The organism is bacterium (genome assembly GCA_036504735.1).
GTDB lineage: Bacteria > Electryoneota > RPQS01 > RPQS01 > RPQS01 > DASXUQ01.
Genome location: DASXUQ010000005.1, coordinates 937,125 through 954,767 on the forward strand (window position 1 = coordinate 937,125; position 17,643 = coordinate 954,767).

At 60.2% G+C, this 17,643-nt stretch carries 18 protein-coding genes; 8 read left to right on the forward strand and 10 right to left on the reverse strand.

The features are described from left to right. Positions 1-11: 11 nt before the first annotated feature. The 6 genes from VGL38_05710 to VGL38_05735 are packed head-to-tail and all read left to right on the forward strand — an operon-like array spanning position 12 to position 6,573. Positions 12-1,709, forward strand: coding sequence for a helix-hairpin-helix domain-containing protein (locus VGL38_05710; protein ID HEY3294911.1), 1,698 nt, complete (start codon positions 12-14; stop codon positions 1,707-1,709). Continuing rightward, the gene (locus VGL38_05715; GenBank protein ID HEY3294912.1) at positions 1,706-2,155 is read left to right on the forward strand and encodes a GAF domain-containing protein; all 450 of its coding nucleotides are present in this window, start codon (positions 1,706-1,708) and stop codon (positions 2,153-2,155) included. The genes VGL38_05710 and VGL38_05715 overlap by 4 nt, the downstream gene beginning before the upstream one ends. A gap of 11 nt (positions 2,156-2,166) precedes the next feature. Beyond that, positions 2,167-3,510 carry a phosphoglucosamine mutase gene (glmM, locus tag VGL38_05720; protein HEY3294913.1) on the forward strand — a complete coding sequence of 448 codons (1,344 nt, stop codon included), beginning with the start codon at positions 2,167-2,169 and terminating at the stop codon, positions 3,508-3,510. A 34-nt stretch (positions 3,511-3,544) separates the two neighbouring features. Further along, positions 3,545-4,843 carry a glucose-1-phosphate adenylyltransferase gene (locus VGL38_05725; protein ID HEY3294914.1) on the forward strand — a complete coding sequence of 433 codons (1,299 nt, stop codon included), beginning with the start codon at positions 3,545-3,547 and terminating at the stop codon, positions 4,841-4,843. A 1-nt stretch (position 4,844) separates the two neighbouring features. Further along, on the forward strand, positions 4,845-6,227 hold the full coding sequence (locus VGL38_05730; protein HEY3294915.1) for a thymidine phosphorylase: 1,383 nt from the start codon (positions 4,845-4,847) through the stop codon (positions 6,225-6,227). After that, positions 6,220-6,573: a hypothetical protein gene (locus VGL38_05735; GenBank protein ID HEY3294916.1), complete on the forward strand. Its 354-nt coding sequence runs from the start codon at positions 6,220-6,222 to the stop codon at positions 6,571-6,573. The genes VGL38_05730 and VGL38_05735 overlap by 8 nt, the downstream gene beginning before the upstream one ends. 66 nt (positions 6,574-6,639) lie before the next feature. Here VGL38_05735 and VGL38_05740 read toward each other — a convergent pair whose 3' ends face one another. Together VGL38_05740 and VGL38_05745 are read right to left on the reverse strand one after the other, a co-directional pair. Beyond that, on the reverse strand, positions 6,640-6,966 hold the full coding sequence (locus VGL38_05740; GenBank protein HEY3294917.1) for a thioredoxin domain-containing protein: 327 nt from the start codon (positions 6,964-6,966) through the stop codon (positions 6,640-6,642). Between the two features lie 26 nt (positions 6,967-6,992). Beyond that, complete coding sequence (locus VGL38_05745; GenBank protein ID HEY3294918.1) at positions 6,993-8,762, reverse strand: cytochrome c biogenesis protein CcdA; 1,770 nt, start codon at positions 8,760-8,762, stop codon at positions 6,993-6,995. A 55-nt stretch (positions 8,763-8,817) separates the two neighbouring features. Here VGL38_05745 and VGL38_05750 point away from each other — a divergent pair, with 55 nt between their 5' ends. Next, positions 8,818-9,285 carry an OsmC family protein gene (locus VGL38_05750; protein HEY3294919.1) on the forward strand — a complete coding sequence of 156 codons (468 nt, stop codon included), beginning with the start codon at positions 8,818-8,820 and terminating at the stop codon, positions 9,283-9,285. Positions 9,286-9,561: 276 nt separating this feature from the next. Here VGL38_05750 and VGL38_05755 read toward each other — a convergent pair whose 3' ends face one another. Next, positions 9,562-10,110: a SprT-like domain-containing protein gene (locus VGL38_05755; GenBank protein ID HEY3294920.1), complete on the reverse strand. Its 549-nt coding sequence runs from the start codon at positions 10,108-10,110 to the stop codon at positions 9,562-9,564. A 138-nt stretch (positions 10,111-10,248) separates the two neighbouring features. Between VGL38_05755 and VGL38_05760 the strand changes: the two genes are divergently transcribed. After that, positions 10,249-11,547, forward strand: coding sequence for a citrate (Si)-synthase (locus VGL38_05760; GenBank protein HEY3294921.1), 1,299 nt, complete (start codon positions 10,249-10,251; stop codon positions 11,545-11,547). A 245-nt stretch (positions 11,548-11,792) separates the two neighbouring features. Here VGL38_05760 and VGL38_05765 read toward each other — a convergent pair whose 3' ends face one another. From VGL38_05765 to VGL38_05795, 7 genes are all read right to left on the reverse strand, one after another. Next, entirely contained in the window at positions 11,793-12,380 is a 588-nt protein-coding gene (locus VGL38_05765; protein HEY3294922.1) for a hydrolase, read from the reverse strand. A 244-nt stretch (positions 12,381-12,624) separates the two neighbouring features. Continuing rightward, on the reverse strand, positions 12,625-13,218 hold the full coding sequence (locus tag VGL38_05770) for a hypothetical protein (GenBank protein ID HEY3294923.1): 594 nt from the start codon (positions 13,216-13,218) through the stop codon (positions 12,625-12,627). A gap of 351 nt (positions 13,219-13,569) precedes the next feature. Further along, positions 13,570-14,178, reverse strand: a complete 609-nt coding sequence (locus VGL38_05775) for a hypothetical protein (protein HEY3294924.1) — start codon at positions 14,176-14,178, stop codon at positions 13,570-13,572. A gap of 720 nt (positions 14,179-14,898) precedes the next feature. After that, positions 14,899-16,212 (reverse strand): FAD-binding oxidoreductase, encoded by a 1,314-nt coding sequence (locus VGL38_05780; protein ID HEY3294925.1) that lies wholly within the window; start codon positions 16,210-16,212, stop codon positions 14,899-14,901. 2 nt (positions 16,213-16,214) lie between these two features. Next, a complete protein-coding gene (locus VGL38_05785) occupies positions 16,215-16,565 on the reverse strand; it encodes a zinc ribbon domain-containing protein (protein ID HEY3294926.1) in 351 nt (116 codons plus the stop codon). 28 nt (positions 16,566-16,593) lie between these two features. Then, positions 16,594-17,097: a hypothetical protein gene (locus tag VGL38_05790; protein ID HEY3294927.1), complete on the reverse strand. Its 504-nt coding sequence runs from the start codon at positions 17,095-17,097 to the stop codon at positions 16,594-16,596. Then, the gene (locus VGL38_05795) at positions 17,067-17,642 is read right to left on the reverse strand and encodes a hypothetical protein (protein ID HEY3294928.1); all 576 of its coding nucleotides are present in this window, start codon (positions 17,640-17,642) and stop codon (positions 17,067-17,069) included. The genes VGL38_05790 and VGL38_05795 overlap by 31 nt, the downstream gene beginning before the upstream one ends. Position 17,643: the final 1 nt, after the last annotated feature.

Consider the following 17,643-nt stretch of genomic DNA (forward strand, 5'->3'; position numbering starts at 1 on the left):
CCTTTTCTTAAGTGACTCCTCAAGCAGCTTCCGCCCTTCTGCGGCACTATGCATTGTTGCTCGACCTGCTCGGCGAGGATTCTTTCCGCGCCCGCACCTATGACAATGCCGCCCGCATGCTGGAAGCTCAAGCAGAGCCCCTCGATGCCCTGATTGCCCAGAACCGCCTCCAGCAAATCAAAGGCATCGGACCCGGCATTGCGTCCGCCCTGATCGAGATCTCGTCCCGCGGCACTTTCTCCGATCTCGATGCCGCGCAGCAAAAGGTCCCGCCCGGCGTGCTCGATCTGCTTCGCATCGAAGGCCTCGGCGTCAAAAAGGCCCGCGTCCTTTGGAAAGAAGGCCGCGTCACCTCGCTGGATGAGCTGGAATCGGCCCTGCATCAGGACATCGTCTCCCGGCTCCCGGGCTTCGGCGCCAAAACTGCGGAGAAATTCCGCATCAGTCTGGAGTTTTTAAAGACGGTATCGGGCCGCCATCTGCGGCACCATGCCGACCGCGCCGCCGAAGCCGTTCGCCAGAGCCTCGCAGCCATTCCCGGAATTCAAGAGGTCTTCTTCGGCGGCAGCTTGCGGCGATGCTTGGAGACCGTCGGCGACCTGGATGTGCTCGTCATCGCCTTGCCCGATGCCCTGTCATCGGTCCGCCGCAGCATCGAGCAGCACTCCGGCTTCACCTGGACAGACACCGGCCCAATTCTGCGCGGCGCAACCGCGGCACGGTTCCCCGTCGAACTGTCCCTGATCCCGCCGCAACAGGCGGCGCTGCGCAAGGTCATCGTCACCGGATCAAAGGACCATGTCCGCGCCCTGCTCGCCATTGCGGCCCGGCGCGGCGTCGATCCCGAGCAGCTTCCGGCGCAATCAGAGCAAGACGTCTACTCCGCCCTCGGCTTGGAATACGTTCCGCCTGCCTTGCGCGAGAGCGCCGATACGGTCGTTGCCGCCGGTAGCTGCACCTTCCCCACTCCGGTCGCGCTGTCCGACATTCGCGGCATTCTGCATTGCCACACGCCCGCGTCCGACGGCCACAGCACCTTGCGCGAACTGGTCACGGCCATGATCGACAAGGGCTATGAATATCTGGGCATTGCCGACCATTCGCAGGCGGCAGCTTACGCCCACGGCCTCACCCCCGACCGCGTCCGCGCCCAGTGGAAAGAGATCGATGAGCTGAATCGTGAAGTCGCCCCGTTCCGCGTTCTTAAGGGAACGGAGGTCGATATTCACGCCGATGGCCGTCTCGACTTCGATGATGACCTGCTCGCAGGCTTCGATTTCGTGATCGCCTCGATTCACACCGGCTTTGCCATGACCGAGGACGAAGCGACGAATCGCCTCTGCCGCGCGCTGGAGAATCCCCACGTGGACATCCTCGGTCACGCCACGGGAAGGCTGCTCCTCGAGCGCATCGGCTACCCGGTAAACCACGAGCGGCTCATCGAGTGCGCCGCCCGGCACGGCAAAGCCATCGAACTCAACAGCAATCCGCACCGACTTGATCTGGACTGGCGCTGGCTGGCACAGTGCGAAGCCGCGCGCGTCCCCGTGCCGCTCAACCCCGATGCTCACATTGTAGACGGCCTGTGGGAAATTCGTTATGGCGTGGAGGTCGCTGCCAAAGGCCCGCTCACGGCGGCGAACTGTCCCTCGACATGGCCGGTAGATACCTTCTTAAACTGGTGTAACATTCATACGAGAGAAACGTGACGAATCTTCAAGAATTCCTAAGCGGTGTCGAAGACGAAGACTTCCGCGAACTCTGCCTCAGCATCTGCGGCGGTTTGCGCGAACTGGACCGGCATTATGACTGGGTCGGCATCTACTGGGTAAAGGGCGAAAACCTCGTCCTCGGCCCGTGGAGCGGCCCCGAAGAAACCGAACACAAAAAGATACCCATCAGCGAAGGCGTCTGCGGCGCCGCCGTGCGCGAGAAACAGACGATCATCGTCGACGACGTGCAGAGCGATCCGCGCTACCTCGCCTGCTTCGCCGATACGCGCTCGGAAATCGTCGTTCCCATCCGCGCCAAAGGCAAAATTATCGGCGAAATTGACATCGACGGCAAAGAGAAAGCCGCCTTCACCGCTGAAGACAAACAGTTTCTTGAAGCCCTTGCGGAATACATCGGCAACCAATGGCCCGGCAAATGGTAGATCCCCCTCTTATGATCTCCGTCTCGGGCGTCCGGGGCGTGATCGGCAAATCCATGACTCCGCAAGTCGCGCTGCGCTGGGCGGAAGCTTTCGGCGGCCTCTGTAAACCCGGCCCGGTGGTCGTGGGCGGTGACAGCCGCATCTCCAAATGGATGATGCGCGCGGCGGCCTTCGCCGGTCTGTCCGGGTCGGGCGCCCGCGTCATCGATGTCGGCATCGTCCCCACGCCCACCATCGGCCTTGCGGTCGAGCATCATCATGCGCGCGGCGGCATCGCCATTACCGCCAGCCACAATCCTCTCGAGTGGAACGCCTTCAAGTTCTACGGTCCGGATGGAATCTTCCTCGATGAGGCCGACGGCAACAAGCTGCGCGCCATGGTGGAATCCGATGCTCAGTTCTCCGTCACGGTGGTGGAAGTGGGTTCATTCGAGAAGGATGACCTCGCCTTCTATCGCCACGTGGACGCCGTGCTCGCCATCCCCTTTCTCCGCCGCGCCGAACTGCAAGCCCGCCGCTTCAAGGTCGGGCTCGATGCCGTCAACGGCGCCGGCGGCATGCTGCTCAAAACACTCCTTGAAGAATTGGGATGCGAGGTCGTCGGCTTCCATCTGGCCCCCACGGGTATCTTTCCGCGCAATCCCGAACCGGTGCCCGAACACTTGGGCGACGTCTGCACCGCGATGAAAGCCGCGCAGGTGGATATTGGCTTTGTGGTGGACCCCGACGCGGACCGCCTCGTCGTGATCCTCGAGAATGGCCAGCCCGCCGGCGAGGAACTCACCGTCGTTGCCGCATCGGATATCGTGCTGCGGTATCAGCGCGGCCCGGTCGTCGCCAACTGCTCCACCACCCGTGCCATCGAAGATATTGCCGCACGCTATGGTGTATCGGTTACCCGCACCAAGGTCGGCGAAGCGCACGTGGCGCGAAAGATGAAGGAGATCGGCGCGGTCATCGGCGGCGAAGGCAACGGCGGCGTCATGTTTCCCGCCATTCATGCCGCGCGCGACACCGCAGTCGGTATCGCTCTGATCCTTGAGGCGCTGCTCGAGTCCGGCCAGACGGCGTCGGGATATTTCGCCTCCCTTCCCCGCTACCATCTGGTCAAGCGGCGTCTGGCCTTCGACGACGTTCAGCAACTGCGCCGCGCCCTTCAAACCGTCGAATCAAAAGTCTCGCTCGGCGATGCCGATCATCTGGACGGGCTCAAGTGGACTCTGCCGCAATCCTGGGTGCAGGTGCGCGCCTCCAATACCGAGCCCATCGTGCGCGTCTTTGCCGAAGCGCCCGATGAGAAGGAAGCCCAATCGCTGGCAGAGACGGTCCTGCATAAACTTGAAGAGATGTCGTGAACGGAAGTTTGAAACCGCAACTGGATTAACGAACATGGAAAGAACCGTTGCCGTAATTCTCGGCGGCGGGCGCGGCACGCGTCTGCATCCGCTAACCAAACATCGCTCCAAACCGGCTGTGCCGTTCGGTGGGATGTATCGCCTGATTGACATTCCGGTGTCCAATTGCCTGAACTCGGATGTCTATCGCATCTTTGTCGTCACCCAGTTCAACTCGGCTTCCCTCAATCGCCACATTGCCCTCACCTACAATTTCGACGCTTTCCGCGAAGGCTTTGTGACGATTCTCGCCGCCGAGCAGACTCCCGAAAACATGGATTGGTATCAGGGGACGGCGGATGCCGTGCGCAAAAATCTGCGCCACATCCGTCCCACCCAGTCGGATGATGTGCTGATCCTCTCCGGCGATCACATCTACCGCATGGATTACCGCGTGATGGTGGCGCTGCACCGTCAGCAAAGGGCCGACATCACTATCGCCGCGTTGCCCGTGCGCGCCTCGGAAATCGGCCGGTTCGGCATCTTGCGCATGAATTCCGAAGGACGCGTGACGGACTTCTGCGAAAAGCCCAAGTCCCTCGATCTGGTGAAAGGCTGGGATCTCGCCCCCGGGCTGTTCAACGGCGACAAGAATCTGCCGGGACATGGTCCGGTGTTCATGGCCTCCATGGGCATCTACGCTCTTCGCTATGATGCGATGAAAGATATTGTCCATCAGGATGTGGGCCCGGACTTCGGCAGGGACGTCATCCCCAATGCCATCCGGCAGCACCGGGTATACGCCTATCCGTTTTCCGGCTATTGGGAAGACATCGGAACGATCGGCACGTTCTATGAAGCGAACCTCGCGCTCACCGATCACTCTCCCCGCTTTGAGCTGTTCGATCCCCAGATGCGCCTGTTCACCCGCGCGCGTTTCCTTCCCGGAGCCCGTCTCGGCAACAGCCGCATCAACCAGAGCCTGATCTGCTCCGGCGTACAGGGTGACGCCATTACCGTGGACCACAGTATTCTCGGAACGCGCGGCATGTTCAAGAGCGGCGTCAACATTTCCGACACGGTCATGGTCGGCGCGGACTATTTCGAAACTCCCGATATGCTGGAAGAGAACCGTGAATTGCACCGGCCCGACGTAGGCATCGGCGGCGATACCATGATCCGCCGCGCCATCGTGGACAAAAACGCGCGCATCGGCTATGGCGTGACCATTGACCCGGGCGACGATTGCCCGGACATCGACGGCGCGGGCTACGCGGTACGCGACGGGATTGTGATCATCGAAAAGGATTCCACGATTCCCGACGGGATGCGCATCCCGGAGAGGAAAAAATAGCGTGCTGGTTGTCGAACTGATTGCAAAAAAGCAGGGCGGCGGCACGCTGGCTTGTCAGGAAATCTCCGCGCTGATGGAAGGCTTCACCCACGGCGACGTGCCGGACTACCAGATGTCCGCGCTGCTCATGGCCATCTACTTTCAGGGATTGACGGAAGATGAAGGCCGCTGTTTCCTGAAGGCGATGATCGATTCCGGCAAGCGGCTCAATCTGTCGTCCGTACCCGGAATCAAGGTGGACAAGCACTCCACCGGCGGTGTCGGCGACAAGACCTCGCTCATCGTCGCGCCCGTGGTCGCCGCGGCGGGCGTGCATGTGCCGATGATCTCCGGACGGGCCCTGGGGCACACCGGCGGCACGCTTGACAAACTGGAGAGCATCCCCGGTTTCCGCGTCGGCCTTAGTGAGTGCGAATTCGAGAAGGTCCTGCGCGAGACCGGTTGTGCCTTCGGCGCGCAGACCGCCGAACTGGTGCCTGCCGACCGCAAGCTCTACGCGCTGCGCGACGTGACCTCTACGGTGTCCATTCCGCCGCTCATCGCCGCCAGTATTCTCTCCAAGAAGATCGCCGAGGGTACCAATGCGCTGGTGATGGACGTTAAGGTCGGCGACGGCGGCTTTCTGCGCAGCGAAGAGGAAGCGCGTGAACTGGCACAGATGCTGGTACGCTGGTCTGCTGCCGAAGGTGTCCGCACGGTCGTTTTCGGCACCGGCATGGAGCAGCCCCTCGGCAAAGCCGCGGGCAATGCCCCGGAGATTATCGAGTGCCTCCAGATTCTGCGCAGCGGTGAAGGGGACAAGCGGCTGCTCGATCTCTGCCGGGCTCTCGGCGCGGCCATGCTCTGGCTCGGCGGGGAATCCGCCACTATGACCGATGCGGCGGCGCTGTTTGACCACACTCTGGCCAGCGGTGCGGGATTCGAGAAGTTCAAGGAAATCGCCGCCGCGCAGGGATCGAATGCGGAAGCCATTGAGTCTTACCACCTGCAGTGGACGCCGGCCCATCGCTGTGAAATTCGCGCTCCGCGCGACGGATTTATCTCCCGCGTCGCGGCCCGCGATGTGGGTTTTGCGCTGGTGGATTTGGGAGCGGGGCGGCGCAAGGCCACCGATCCGGTGGACCACAGCGCCGGCGTAGTTTTCGAACGGCAGCAGGGCGACCCGGTGGCCGCCGGCGATCTCATTGCCACGGTCTGCTGGTCAAAGGCGATTGACGCCGGCGAGGGGCTGCGCCGGCTGGAGCAGGCCATCCGCATTGAGGATGCTCCTTCTGCGCCGCAGCCGTTACTGACATTTTTTTGTGATGCAACCGGGATCAGGCCTCCCCGCGAGATGCTGCCCCCGATGGCGAACCTAACACGCAAGGAGAAGAGTCATGGATGACGCTACTGCGCATAAAGCTCGGGATCTGAAGCTCAAGATCCTCCACGTCGAAAAGGAACTGCAGGCCACGAAACATAACGCGGGACTCGGCCAGTGGCTGGGTGCCGGCCATGCCGGACAGATTGCCCGCACCAGCGAGCGCGAACGCAAACGCCTCGAAGACAAGCTCGAGGACCTGAAGACGAAGCTGGAGGCCCTCAGCGGAACCGAAGAGGCTCCGGCCCCGGTGGCCGCCGAGACTCCCGTCGCAGAGCCCGCCGCCCCGCCCAAGCGCGCACCAAAAAAAGCTGCCGCGACCAAAGCCGCGGCAGCCACCAAAACACCTAAGAAAACGACGAAGAAATAGACGCAAGGATTCGCGATCACGGGTCCGTCGTAGGGGCACGGCATGCCGTGCCCGCTCCGGATCCTGTTATGCAGAGTGGTTCTTCAGTTTCTCCTCGAACTTGGCGCGCGGCAGAACGCCGGTCACCGTCTCCACAAGCTGGCCGTTCTTGAAGAACAGCACCTGCGGAATATTGAGCACGCCGTAGCGGCGCGGCACTTCGGGACTGGCCGAAATATCCAGCGTTCCGATCACCACCTTGTCCTGCCATTTGGGGGCCAGCTCCGCAAGCATGGCCTCCACCTTTTTGCAGGGGGCGCACCACTCGGCTCCGAAATCCAGTACCGCCAGTTTATCCGCGCGGAGAATCTTCTCTTCAAAATCCGCGTCATTAATTTCCATCAAATGAGACATGCGTTATCGCTCCTTGCGAAGATGAGTTACAGATTGTGCTGATCGAGCAGGGCCACAAAGTCGTCCGCTGACTTGAACCCGGTAAACCGCGTGATTTCCTCGCCGGACGGACTGAACAACATCACCGTCGGCATGCCGGTGATCTTATATTTCTTCTTCATATCTTCCACCCATGCGTTCTGCTTGGTAAAGTCCAGTTTGAGCCGCACAAAACTGCCCGTGCGCTGAATCACGTTGGGCACCACGTAGGTCTTTTCGTCCAGCTCTTTGCAGGCCACGCACCAGTCGGCGTAAACGTCCACCAGCAGCGGCTTGCTCTGATCCTTCGCCGTCGTCCACGCTTCCGGCTCCCTGTTCACCAGCCACGCCACTTCCTGCTTATCGGCCACCGCCGCCATGTTTCCGGCGGGACCTATCGCCTTGAAGAGGAAAATCGCGCCGACCAGAAACACCATCAGCGCCACCGCTTTGCCCAGCCGCCGCGCTCCGCTGGGATACTCCCCAAGCGAATCGAACGCGCCGACAAACACCGACATCGTAATCAACAGCACCGCCCACGCGCCGGTCTTGAAGGGCTCGGGAATCGCCAGGCGCAGCATGTACAGTGCGCCGAACAACATGATCCAGCCGAAACCCTTCTTCACATTGTCCATCCACGCGCCGGCCTTCGGCAGCGCCTGAATCGCTCCGGAAAACGTGCCGATCACCAAAAACAGCACGCCCAATCCCAGCGAGAATACGAACAGCAGCGACCAGCCGAACAGCAGATTGCCGTTGCGCGAAACCCACGCCAACAGCGCCACAATCACCGGGCCGACGCACGGCGCCATCACCAGTCCCGACACCATGCCCAGCACCAGCGGCGCGAACAGTCCGCGCTTGGGGCCTCCCCCCTGCATCTTCGACTGCAATGAGGACGGCAGCGCGATTTCAAACGCGCCCAGCATGCTGACACCCATGATCGCAAAGATCGCCGCCACCGTAAAGGTCACAATCGGCGAACCCGAAATCGAACCGAACAGCGTGCCCGTCGCCGCGGAGATCAGCCCCAGTGAACTGTAGATCACCGCAATGCCCAGCACATAGATAAACGACAGCCACAGGCCGTGCAATTTGCCCCGGCTCGCCCCGCCGATGTAGCCGATGGTAATCGGAATCACCGGATAGACGCACGGCGTAAAGCTCGCCAGAATTCCACCGACAAACACCAGCAGAAACGCCAGCCACGATCCCTTGTTCAGCGCCGCAATCAGCCGCGCTTCCAGAGTCGTTCCGCCGGTATCTTCTGCCGGAGCCGCCTGCGGCGAGAACACATCTGCATTCGCCGCCGTGACCGCGGTGCCCTGCGGCACAATCGTCGCCGTCACCTCCAGGTCCCGGTCCATCGGCAGGAAGCATACCTCCTGCCCGAACTCCTGGCACATCTGGTAACCGATGTGAATCGGCCACGCATACTGCCCCGCTTTGGCGTCGCCGGCCGCTTTCACCGGCACCCGCACTACCACCTTGCCCTGATAAACCCGGTCGCCTTTGTATTTGGTCCCCGCCGGAAACTGCGCGCTATCGAAGGTCAGCCCCAGCGTGTCATGGGTCTCAACAAGAAACAGGCCGTTATCCACGTCGGTAATGTGATGCCCCTTGGGCACGTCAAACACCACCGCCAGCACGGCGCTGCCGCCGGCGGAAATTCCCGACTGGTTCCACACGGCCTTCACAGGTACAGGCGGCCCTTCCTGGGCGAATACCGCCGCGCAGGCGGCCAGCAGAATCGCCATCAGCAAAGCGTAGCTCTTCAAAACTCTACTCCGTATTTTCCCACTGTAGTACACAGGAAACCAGATTGAGGTTCCCTTGAAAGTATGCATCAGACACGTTGACGGTCACGCCTTCGTGGCCAAATCCGATTCCAATCATTGGGTAGCCTTCGACACCGGCGTTGCCAGTGGAGGCGGAGGCGGCGCCAATGATCCTTTTCAACTTTTCATCATCGCCTGCGGCGGCTGCGTCTCGATTGACGTCGTGGACATTCTGAAAAAAAGCCGCAAGGACTTTACACTTTACGAACTCGATGTCGAAGTCACGCGGGCGGATCACCCTCCCAAAATCGCGAAATCTCTTTGCTTCCACGCGCGTATAACTGGAGATGAGATCACCGAAGAACTCGTCCGCCGCGCACTTGTGCTCTCGCTCACCAAATACTGCTCGGTTTCCCTTTCGATTGACCGCTCCATTCCCTTCACAGCGCGAGTAACCCTCAACGGCCACCGTGGCGAAACCTTCGACATCCCCCGCGATCCAGCTCTCTACGACCGCGACTGATGAATGTGGCTGCGCCATCCACCGCAAAATCTTGTAGGGGCGGGTTAAGCGGACAGATGCTACATGTTAGAGAATGCAACATGCGCAACCCGCCCGTTGTGATCCCTGCGTGTACACCCCGTGTAGGGGCGGGTTAAGCAGAAGATGCCACACCTCAGAGAATGCCTCACGCGCAACCCGCCCGTTATGATCCCGGCAATCGCCAAGACGGGAGGGTTGCGGAAGACCTTAACCCTCCCCTACGCCCGGTATTCTTTCAGCCTTTCAGCCTTTTCTTCAAGGGCACATCAGCTCAAGGTATTTCAGAAACTGACTGTCCGTGGTTTTCTGTTTTTTTGCCGGACGGCCTCTCATCGGCCAATTCTGTCCCAGCCACGTGTCCACGTCGGCATAACCGGGGAAAGCCTTCTCCGAGCGACGGAATTCCGGAGTGTGGAAACGCCGCGTGCCGTTCTTCGCCTCGGAGAAGCCATACAGCAGATGCAGCATCTCATGATGCATGACTTGTGCAATCACCATATCCGGAACGCGGGCGTCGTCCAGCGCACAGTTCAGCGTGATCACACGCCGTTTGACATCGCACAACCCCAGTGTCACCCGCCAGCGATTCCGTGACCAGCGCAGCACACACGGTGCGATACCGTTCCGGAATGCCGTGCGATTGATCACAGTGAAGAACTTTTCCATATCATAAACATCACCTTGCGGCTGGTGGCGGGGGCCGCGAGGGCGCACCACAGGCTCGGCAGAAGGCGGCGGGGGAGGAGGGGGAACAGCGAAGAGGTCGAGCTGCTCAAGCAGTAAAACGGTAGGGGAACGGCTCATCGATTATCAATTTACGCAATTGAGTTGACTTTGTCAGCCCAAAATGCGATATTCTGAACAAAGTTGTCCACTGGAAATTACACCCGTGGGCGGTGCAGATCACTCTGCAATTTAAAGAAATTCAAAAGGATGATAGTCATGTCACTGCTTGTTGAAAAACTGCGCACCACTGTGCCCGAGTACAGAAATGCGTTGAAAGACTTTCAGAAAGCGAACGGCGACGTTGTCATTTCTCAAGTCTCGGTCGGTGCCCTGCTCGGCGGTCAACGCGGAGTTCTGGGTCTGCTTTGCGATACCTCTCTGGTACCGCCGGACAAGGGCCTCATTATCCGCGGCATCCCCCTCATGGATCTCGTGGAAAAATCGCCCGAAGAAACCCTCTGGCTGCTGCTGACCGGCGATCTGCCGACGAAGGCCGAAGTCAAGGACCTGCAGGCGGATCTTGCCAAGCGTAACAAGGTCCCCGGCTATGTGTGGAAGATGCTGGATGCCTTCCCCAAGGACAGCCATCCGATGGCCGTGTTCAACACCCTGATTCTTGCGATGGAGCGCGATTCGATTTTCCGCAAGCGCTACGACGAAGGCATGAAGAAGGACGTATACTGGGAAGCCGCGCTCGAAGATTCCCTCGACATTATCGCCCGCATCGGCACCATCGGCGCGGCAGTCTATCGCTGGAAGTATGATCTCGGTCCGCGTATCGAGCCGAATGCCGATCTGGATTGGGCCGGCAACTACGCGTACATGATGGGCACCAAGGATCCCGACGGCAGCTTTGCGGACCTTATGCGTCTGTACATGGTGCTGCACAGTGATCATGAAGGCGGCAACGTCTCCGCGCACACCTCGCATTGCGTCGCGTCCGCGCTGTCCGATCCGTACTATGCCATCAGCGCCGGTCTCAACGGTCTGGCCGGCCCGCTGCATGGTCTGGCCAATCAGGAATGCCTCGCGTGGCTCGAAGCCACTCTGAAGCAGTTCGGCGGCAATCCGTCGGATGAAGAACTCGACAAGTTCGCGCGCGAAACTCTCGGCGCCGGTCGCGTGATCCCGGGCTACGGCCATGCCGTGCTGCGCATCACCGATCCCCGGTTTGTGGCCTTCCGCGCCTTCGGCGAGAAGCACATTCCGAATTCGCCGGTCTTCAAGCTGGCCTGCCAGGTCTACGACGTCGTGCCGAAGATCCTGCAAACCATCCAGAAGATCAAAGATCCATGGCCAAACGTGGATGCCATGTCGGGCAGCTTGATTCACAGCTACGGCGTGACGCAGGCGCAGTATTACACCGTGATGTTCGGCGTCTCCCGCGCGCTCGGCATGTGTGCCCAGCTCGTGATGAGCCGCGCGTGGGGCGAGCCCATTGAACGTCCCAAGTCCATCACCTTCGAAGATCTCAAGGCCATCGTCGCCAAGAAGTCGGCCGCCGTCCCGGCGTAGTCGCTTTCAAAGATCGTTCGTTTCGAAAGCCCGTTCCGCAAGGAGCGGGCTTTCTCTTCGCCCCAATGTGTCGTCCCGACTGCATCCCACCCCTGCCGAGCCGGGTTGAGCCGGATCACGCACTGGCCGCACCCACAAACACAACCCGGCCGAAACATACCCGTTCCCGAATCTTCCTCACATTCCCTCCGCTTCAGCGGGGGCAAGGGGGTTGCGCTCACGAGGGAACTAAGGGATGCATCTTCCTACCCCGCCAACCCCGCCAAAACCTCTTCCGCACTCCGCACCCGTCCGATCCTCGGAAAAATATTCTGAATCGCAAACGTGTGCATTTCCGCGCTGAAGGAGGCCATGCCGTCTTCGACATAAATCTGCTGATAGCCATGCTCGAAGGCGCTGCGTCCCGTAGACTCCACACCCATGTTCGTCGCAATGCCGCCCAGCACCACGGTGACAATCCCCCGCCGCCGCAGTTGCAGATCCAGATCGGTTCCGTAAAACGCGCCCCACTGCCGCTTAATGATGACCAGATCACCCTTGCGCGGTTTGATCTCCGGAACAAAGTCACTCCAATCCGGCGGCAGCACCGCGGGAATGGTCTGCGGCATGTCCGAGAGCGGCACCAGCCTGTCGCCGTAGTCCCCGGAGAAGACCACATGCACCAGCACCACCGTCCCGCCCCGCTTGCGAAATTCATCGGCCAACCGCGCGCAATTCTTCACCACCGTCTCCGCCGCATGCGGCGCCGTCGTCCGGCTGGCAATCCCCTTCTGCAAATCAATCACCACCAGTGCCGTGGTCTTTGGATCAAGAACAAGCTCAGTAGCCGCCATGATTACCCTCCGTGTAGGGGCCAATTGCCTCGCCCGCCATGCATATGTCGTGGACACGATCGTAGGGGCTCACAGCAGTGCGCCGCCGGATGTAGGGGCCGGTCTAAGACCGGCCCGCCTAACTATTACTACTCCACACCCTCCGGGTGTGGGCGAAAAATAGAATTCCTAAGGCGCTTTACCCTCAAGGCCGTACTTCCCGTCTTGCGGCCTGAGGACCAGACTGCGTCGCCTGATAGATGGTCTACCTTGGCCGTTTGGTAATCATCGCGCGGTAACGGCTCATCATAGTTGATTCACCATCAAATGCGATAGTGTTCACATTATCGGCTGCCAAACCCGCAGCAGGCTGCGTCCAATCCGCGCTTCCCGCCTGAGCCCACGGATTGCTTCCGCCGTTGTAGGTATCCTGCCAGCCCCAACCAAACTGTGAGGAGAAATGGCCAATCATGAAGTAGTAGCTCGCAAGGGTGTCTGTCATCACATCGTGGGTGAACGGCGCAGGCAAATGCATGTACCGTTCGTTCCAGGGTAACAATCGATACTGAGCAAACTCGCCATGAAAGACCTGTCGTCCCCCATTTCGAATCGAATCTGAGGCAATAAGATACTCTGCATACAGGTAGGCATGCACATCTAAATGATTCGGCGTGTCACGCGGGCCGGCATACGCAACAGCCGAATCCGGTATGATATACAGGGTGTCGTTGTACACGTACTGTAACCCTGCCGGCAGCGGTTCCTCATTACTGTTATCACTGTCATCTTTCTTGCAAGATGTGGACAGGAGAGCCGCAACAAAAAGCGCCATGACACTTACGGAGATGACCTTGACCATGTGCTGACCTCAGCGTATTTGAGGGTTATCGAAGTTCTTATCTGACTCTGCCGCGCAGAGTAGATAGCAGGTAGTTGTCCGTACCAACCCGGTTCAGTCGTAGATACGGCGGTCGGCTGTCCCCCTATGGCGCGACCTCCCACCGTTTACTTCCGGCGGCCTCCCGGTCGCCTCTTCATCGCCTTGCCCCCCTAACGACACTACTCCACACCCTCCGGGGGTGGGCGAAAAACGGATCCCCGCCAACCCGCTACCAATCCTTGTCATTCCGTTCCGTCTTCGGAACGGAATCCCAAACCTCACAGGAGTCTTCGACCAGAAGTCCGCCGTGCGGCCTGAATGGATTTCGCTCTACTTTCCCGCCTTCATCTTCGCCAGTTCTTTGCGGGCCTTGGCGTCAGCCAGTGTCTTCTGGACCTTAGGATTCTGGACGAACGTTTCGAGCGCCGCCATCTTCTCCTTCTTCGACAAGTGCATGATCCGCTCCAATTCTTCCTTGGCGACGGTGGCCCTGGGGTTCGGATCATTGATGTTCGGATATTGCGCTTGCACCTTCTCCCAGCCTTCCGGGTTGGAGTACATATCGCCGTAGAGTTTTTGGGCCAGAGAATCACGGGCGATGCCGGCGAGCGACGAGTTCGGGTATTGCTTCAGAACCGCCTCGTAATCCTTTACGTCGAACAGCTTCTTTGCCGCCTGCTCATCGAGTTGAGCCTTGGCCTTGAGCGCCAGCGGCGTCTGACCGTAGGTCTTGATCAGGTCCTCGAACTTCCCTTCGTTGTACAACTTCTCGGCCAGCTTCTGCCTCGCCTGCTCGGCAGCCGGAGTGTCGGGATACTGTGCCACCACTTCCTGATACTTCCCTTCCCCGAACAGCTTCTGCGCCTTTTCTTGCGGCGATGCACAACCGGCAAGCAGCCACAGCAACAGCACAACACTCGCCGCGACGATGGATGTCAAAACTCGCCTCGGCCTCCTACCTTCTGCTCTCACTGGACCTCCGTTGGATACCAAGTTCCCACAGTGCTTCATTACCGTTCCCGCAAACGCGGCGGGGTTTTGGAGTCACAAATCCGTTCGGCGTTGCCCTTCATAAGACCGGGTTGTGTTCGTGGTTCGGTCACCATCTAATTCGGCTCAACCCAGCTCGGCATGCTTGCAAGGGGCAATGCAATCAGCCCCTACCCACTAATGCACTGCGAATTCCCTTTCGCATCAGCCGAGGCCCATCATGCCTCCCCGCCTCATGCACCCATGTGCCATGCACCGAAACTCACAAACGGCTATCTTACAATGCACACGCAAGTTCCCTTGTGATGCGCCGCAGGCTATGATCTTCCGCAACCGGCACATAGCACCTTCGCGCCGCTCCCCCTTGCGTTCCCCCTGTCCGCCATCGTATCTTATCCCTGCCAATTCCCGTTACAGCGTGCGCATTTCTCTTCGCACCATCACCTCAAAACACGCACACATTCCACACTATGACACCGCGCCCAAATGCTCACAAAAAACGCACTTTTTCAGCGTTTCAGTCTTTCAGAATTTCAGCATTTCCCTAAGGTAAGACAGTTCGTTTGGTCACAAATATATTTTCCGTTAAGAAGACATTTACACAAGGCCGTTGCCCCTGCGGCTGAAGGAAGCGTCTTCCCTTCATCCTTCATCCTTCCGCCTTCATCCTTACTTGCACAGCGGCACCACCACGCCTGCGGGGTCGCACTTCTTCAGGAACTGCTCCCGGAGTGTGCGGGTGATGGACGTGCGGCCATTGCGGATATCGAAGGGAAGCAAGTTGCCCGCCGCGCAGCAGCCGCCCAGCGTGACCGCCACCTCGATGATCTTCTTCAGCAGTTCTTCAGCGCGGACCGTTGTGCGCGGCTCGGCATCGGGCTGCAAGATCCACACGTTCATATGGCCCGCTTCCACCGTGCCCCACAGCGCAACCGGGAAATTGAAATCGCGGCCCAGTTCCTTGACCGCCTCTTCGAGTTCCGGCACCGATGGCGCGGGGACGCGCAATCTCGCGGTCGTGCGCTCGGGGTACAGCCTCGCCGCCGTGCGTGAGAAGCGGAATAGATCCTGCCACAGCGCGTCAATCGCCAGATCATCGAAAAACGGCCTGCCGAACGCGCGCCAGGCATCCGGCCAGCGGATCTCATCCCGCCACTCCGCCGAAATCAGCACCGCCGCCTTGTCCGACACCGTGCCGTCATTGCCCTTGCGCAGCACATCCGTCGCCGCTTCGCCCCAGTAAATCACCGTCTCGGCCAGCGGCTCAAACTCCCGCAGCGCGGCCATCACCTCCACCGCCGCCCGCGCGGAAGGCAGTTCGAACAGACCCGACGCGCGCGATTGCGGCGCGGGCTGCACATTCAATTCCAGCGCGGTAATCACCCCCGCGGTCCCGCGTGATCCGAACAGAAACCCCGACACATCCAGCGCCGCCGCCGTGGCCACGGCAGGCCCCGTGCGGTGCACCACACCGTCCGTGCCCATCCACTCCACCGCGCTGATGTGCGACAGCACTCCGCCGTCCCGCCAGTTGCGCAGCCCTTCCCATCCCGTCGCCAGCATCTCCCCCACCGACGTCCGCGCGGGAACCGGCATCAGCGGCACCCAGCGCTGCCCGGCGCGCGTCAGGTCAATCGCCAAGGCCTCGAGCGGCAACCCGCCATTGACGCGCACACTGCTGCGCGACGCCGAGAATGCCGGCGTGCCCATCATGCGCGTGGTCAGCACAAGCGTCTGCCCTTTCAAGTCCCGCACCTCCACCGGGCGCAGCCCCGAAGCCACCGCCACCTTCATCTCTTTGGACGCGGCGTACTCGAATACCGCGCGCAATTCCTCATCATTGGCAGGCTCCACCACCACATCGGGCAAATCTTCTTTGCCAAGGCGGCCCTTCAAAAAGGTGAGGATTTCCTTTTGTCCCGTGTGCACGGTGCCGGTCTGTACGGCGTCGCGCAATTTGGCATAGCGGTCAAATAGTCGCACGATCAGCCTTCCGGTTTACTCTTCTTCTCATCTGTCTTCACCGCCGGAGTGCTCTCCGTCTTGGTTTCCGCCGCGGGCGCGGGAGACGCGCTGTCGGACGACGCCTTAGAGTCCGCCGCCATCTCGGAGTCGTACGATTTCAGCGACTTCGGATTGCGCCCGCCCGCGCTGTTCTTGTGGGCATAATCCGTAATGTAAAATCCGGAGCCTTTGAAAATCAGCCCGGTGCCTCCGGAGATAATGCGTTCGGCATGGGCGCCGCAAACGGGACAGACCTGAATCGGATCGGCGAGAATGCTCTGGAACTCTTCGAACACGTGACCCTTCTCGCAGCGATATTCGTACGTTGGCATAGTGTGGATACCGGAATGGGGAAAGAAATCAGAAGTCGTCGCGCCAGAGGACAATTCGGAATTTTCCTCCGCGCGGTTTGAACACCGTAAAACGGGCAAAGCCCAGCAGCGGCGATAGCTCATCAAGAATCAACTGATACTGCACGCGGATTTCAATCATGCTGTCCGGCGCGGAGATCGCCTCGTCGGCGGGAGTGAGACCGCCCCAGATCAGCGAGACGTCGTGGAAACTGCGAAACATGCGCGAAGTGGCGCGCAGATCCGTGTCGCGGTACCAGCCGTCCGTGCGCTGCAGGTTCGGATCGTAATATTGAAACTGGAACTGCTCATCGAGCAGATCCGCATATTGCAGCGAATCGCCGAGCTGATAGGCCGTGGAGAAATTCTTCAGCAGACCGCCGACGGTCGACGCGTCGGTCCACAGCGACTCGGAGTTGCCGCTGAGCGCCGGGGCGAAGGGATTCGCGCAGCCTCCCGCGAGCAGCATCAGCAGCGTGAGACTCAGGGCAATTGCGACTTGAAATCGCTCCATGTGGCGGCGTCCTGTGTGCGTGTGTCCTGCCAGCGGTAGATTTGCCAGTAATTCGCCCGGCCCTTGCGGAACCAGAAATCGGCGGTGCCTGTCACGTGATGCGGCACGTTGGTGAGGGCCACGCCGGCGGTGAGGTCATAGCGTGCGATCACCTCTGCGCTGTCGCCCAGCGGCTGCGGCGTGACCAGAGAACTGAACACCACAATGATTATGCTGTCGGCGGGCAGCGTGCCGGGATTGAAAAGCTGAGTGGCGTGGTGGGATTCGGCCTCGTAGTCCCAGTGGCCCATCGCCGGAAAACTTGCCACGGTGACGGGATCGGCGACGAACTGGAAGTGGTCGGGATCGAAAGACAGCAGATAGTTGTTCTGGTCATGCTCAAACAGCGCCGAGCGCATGTTGGTCAGCACGTCCTGCGGATTGACCGGCGTGGTCCAGGTGTGCCGTCCCGTGTCCGGCGTTTCGGCAGGACGCGTGGAGAACAGACCGCAGCCGCCCAGGAGCAGCGCCGTGCAGAGCAGGACTATGCAGCACAAACGGATCACT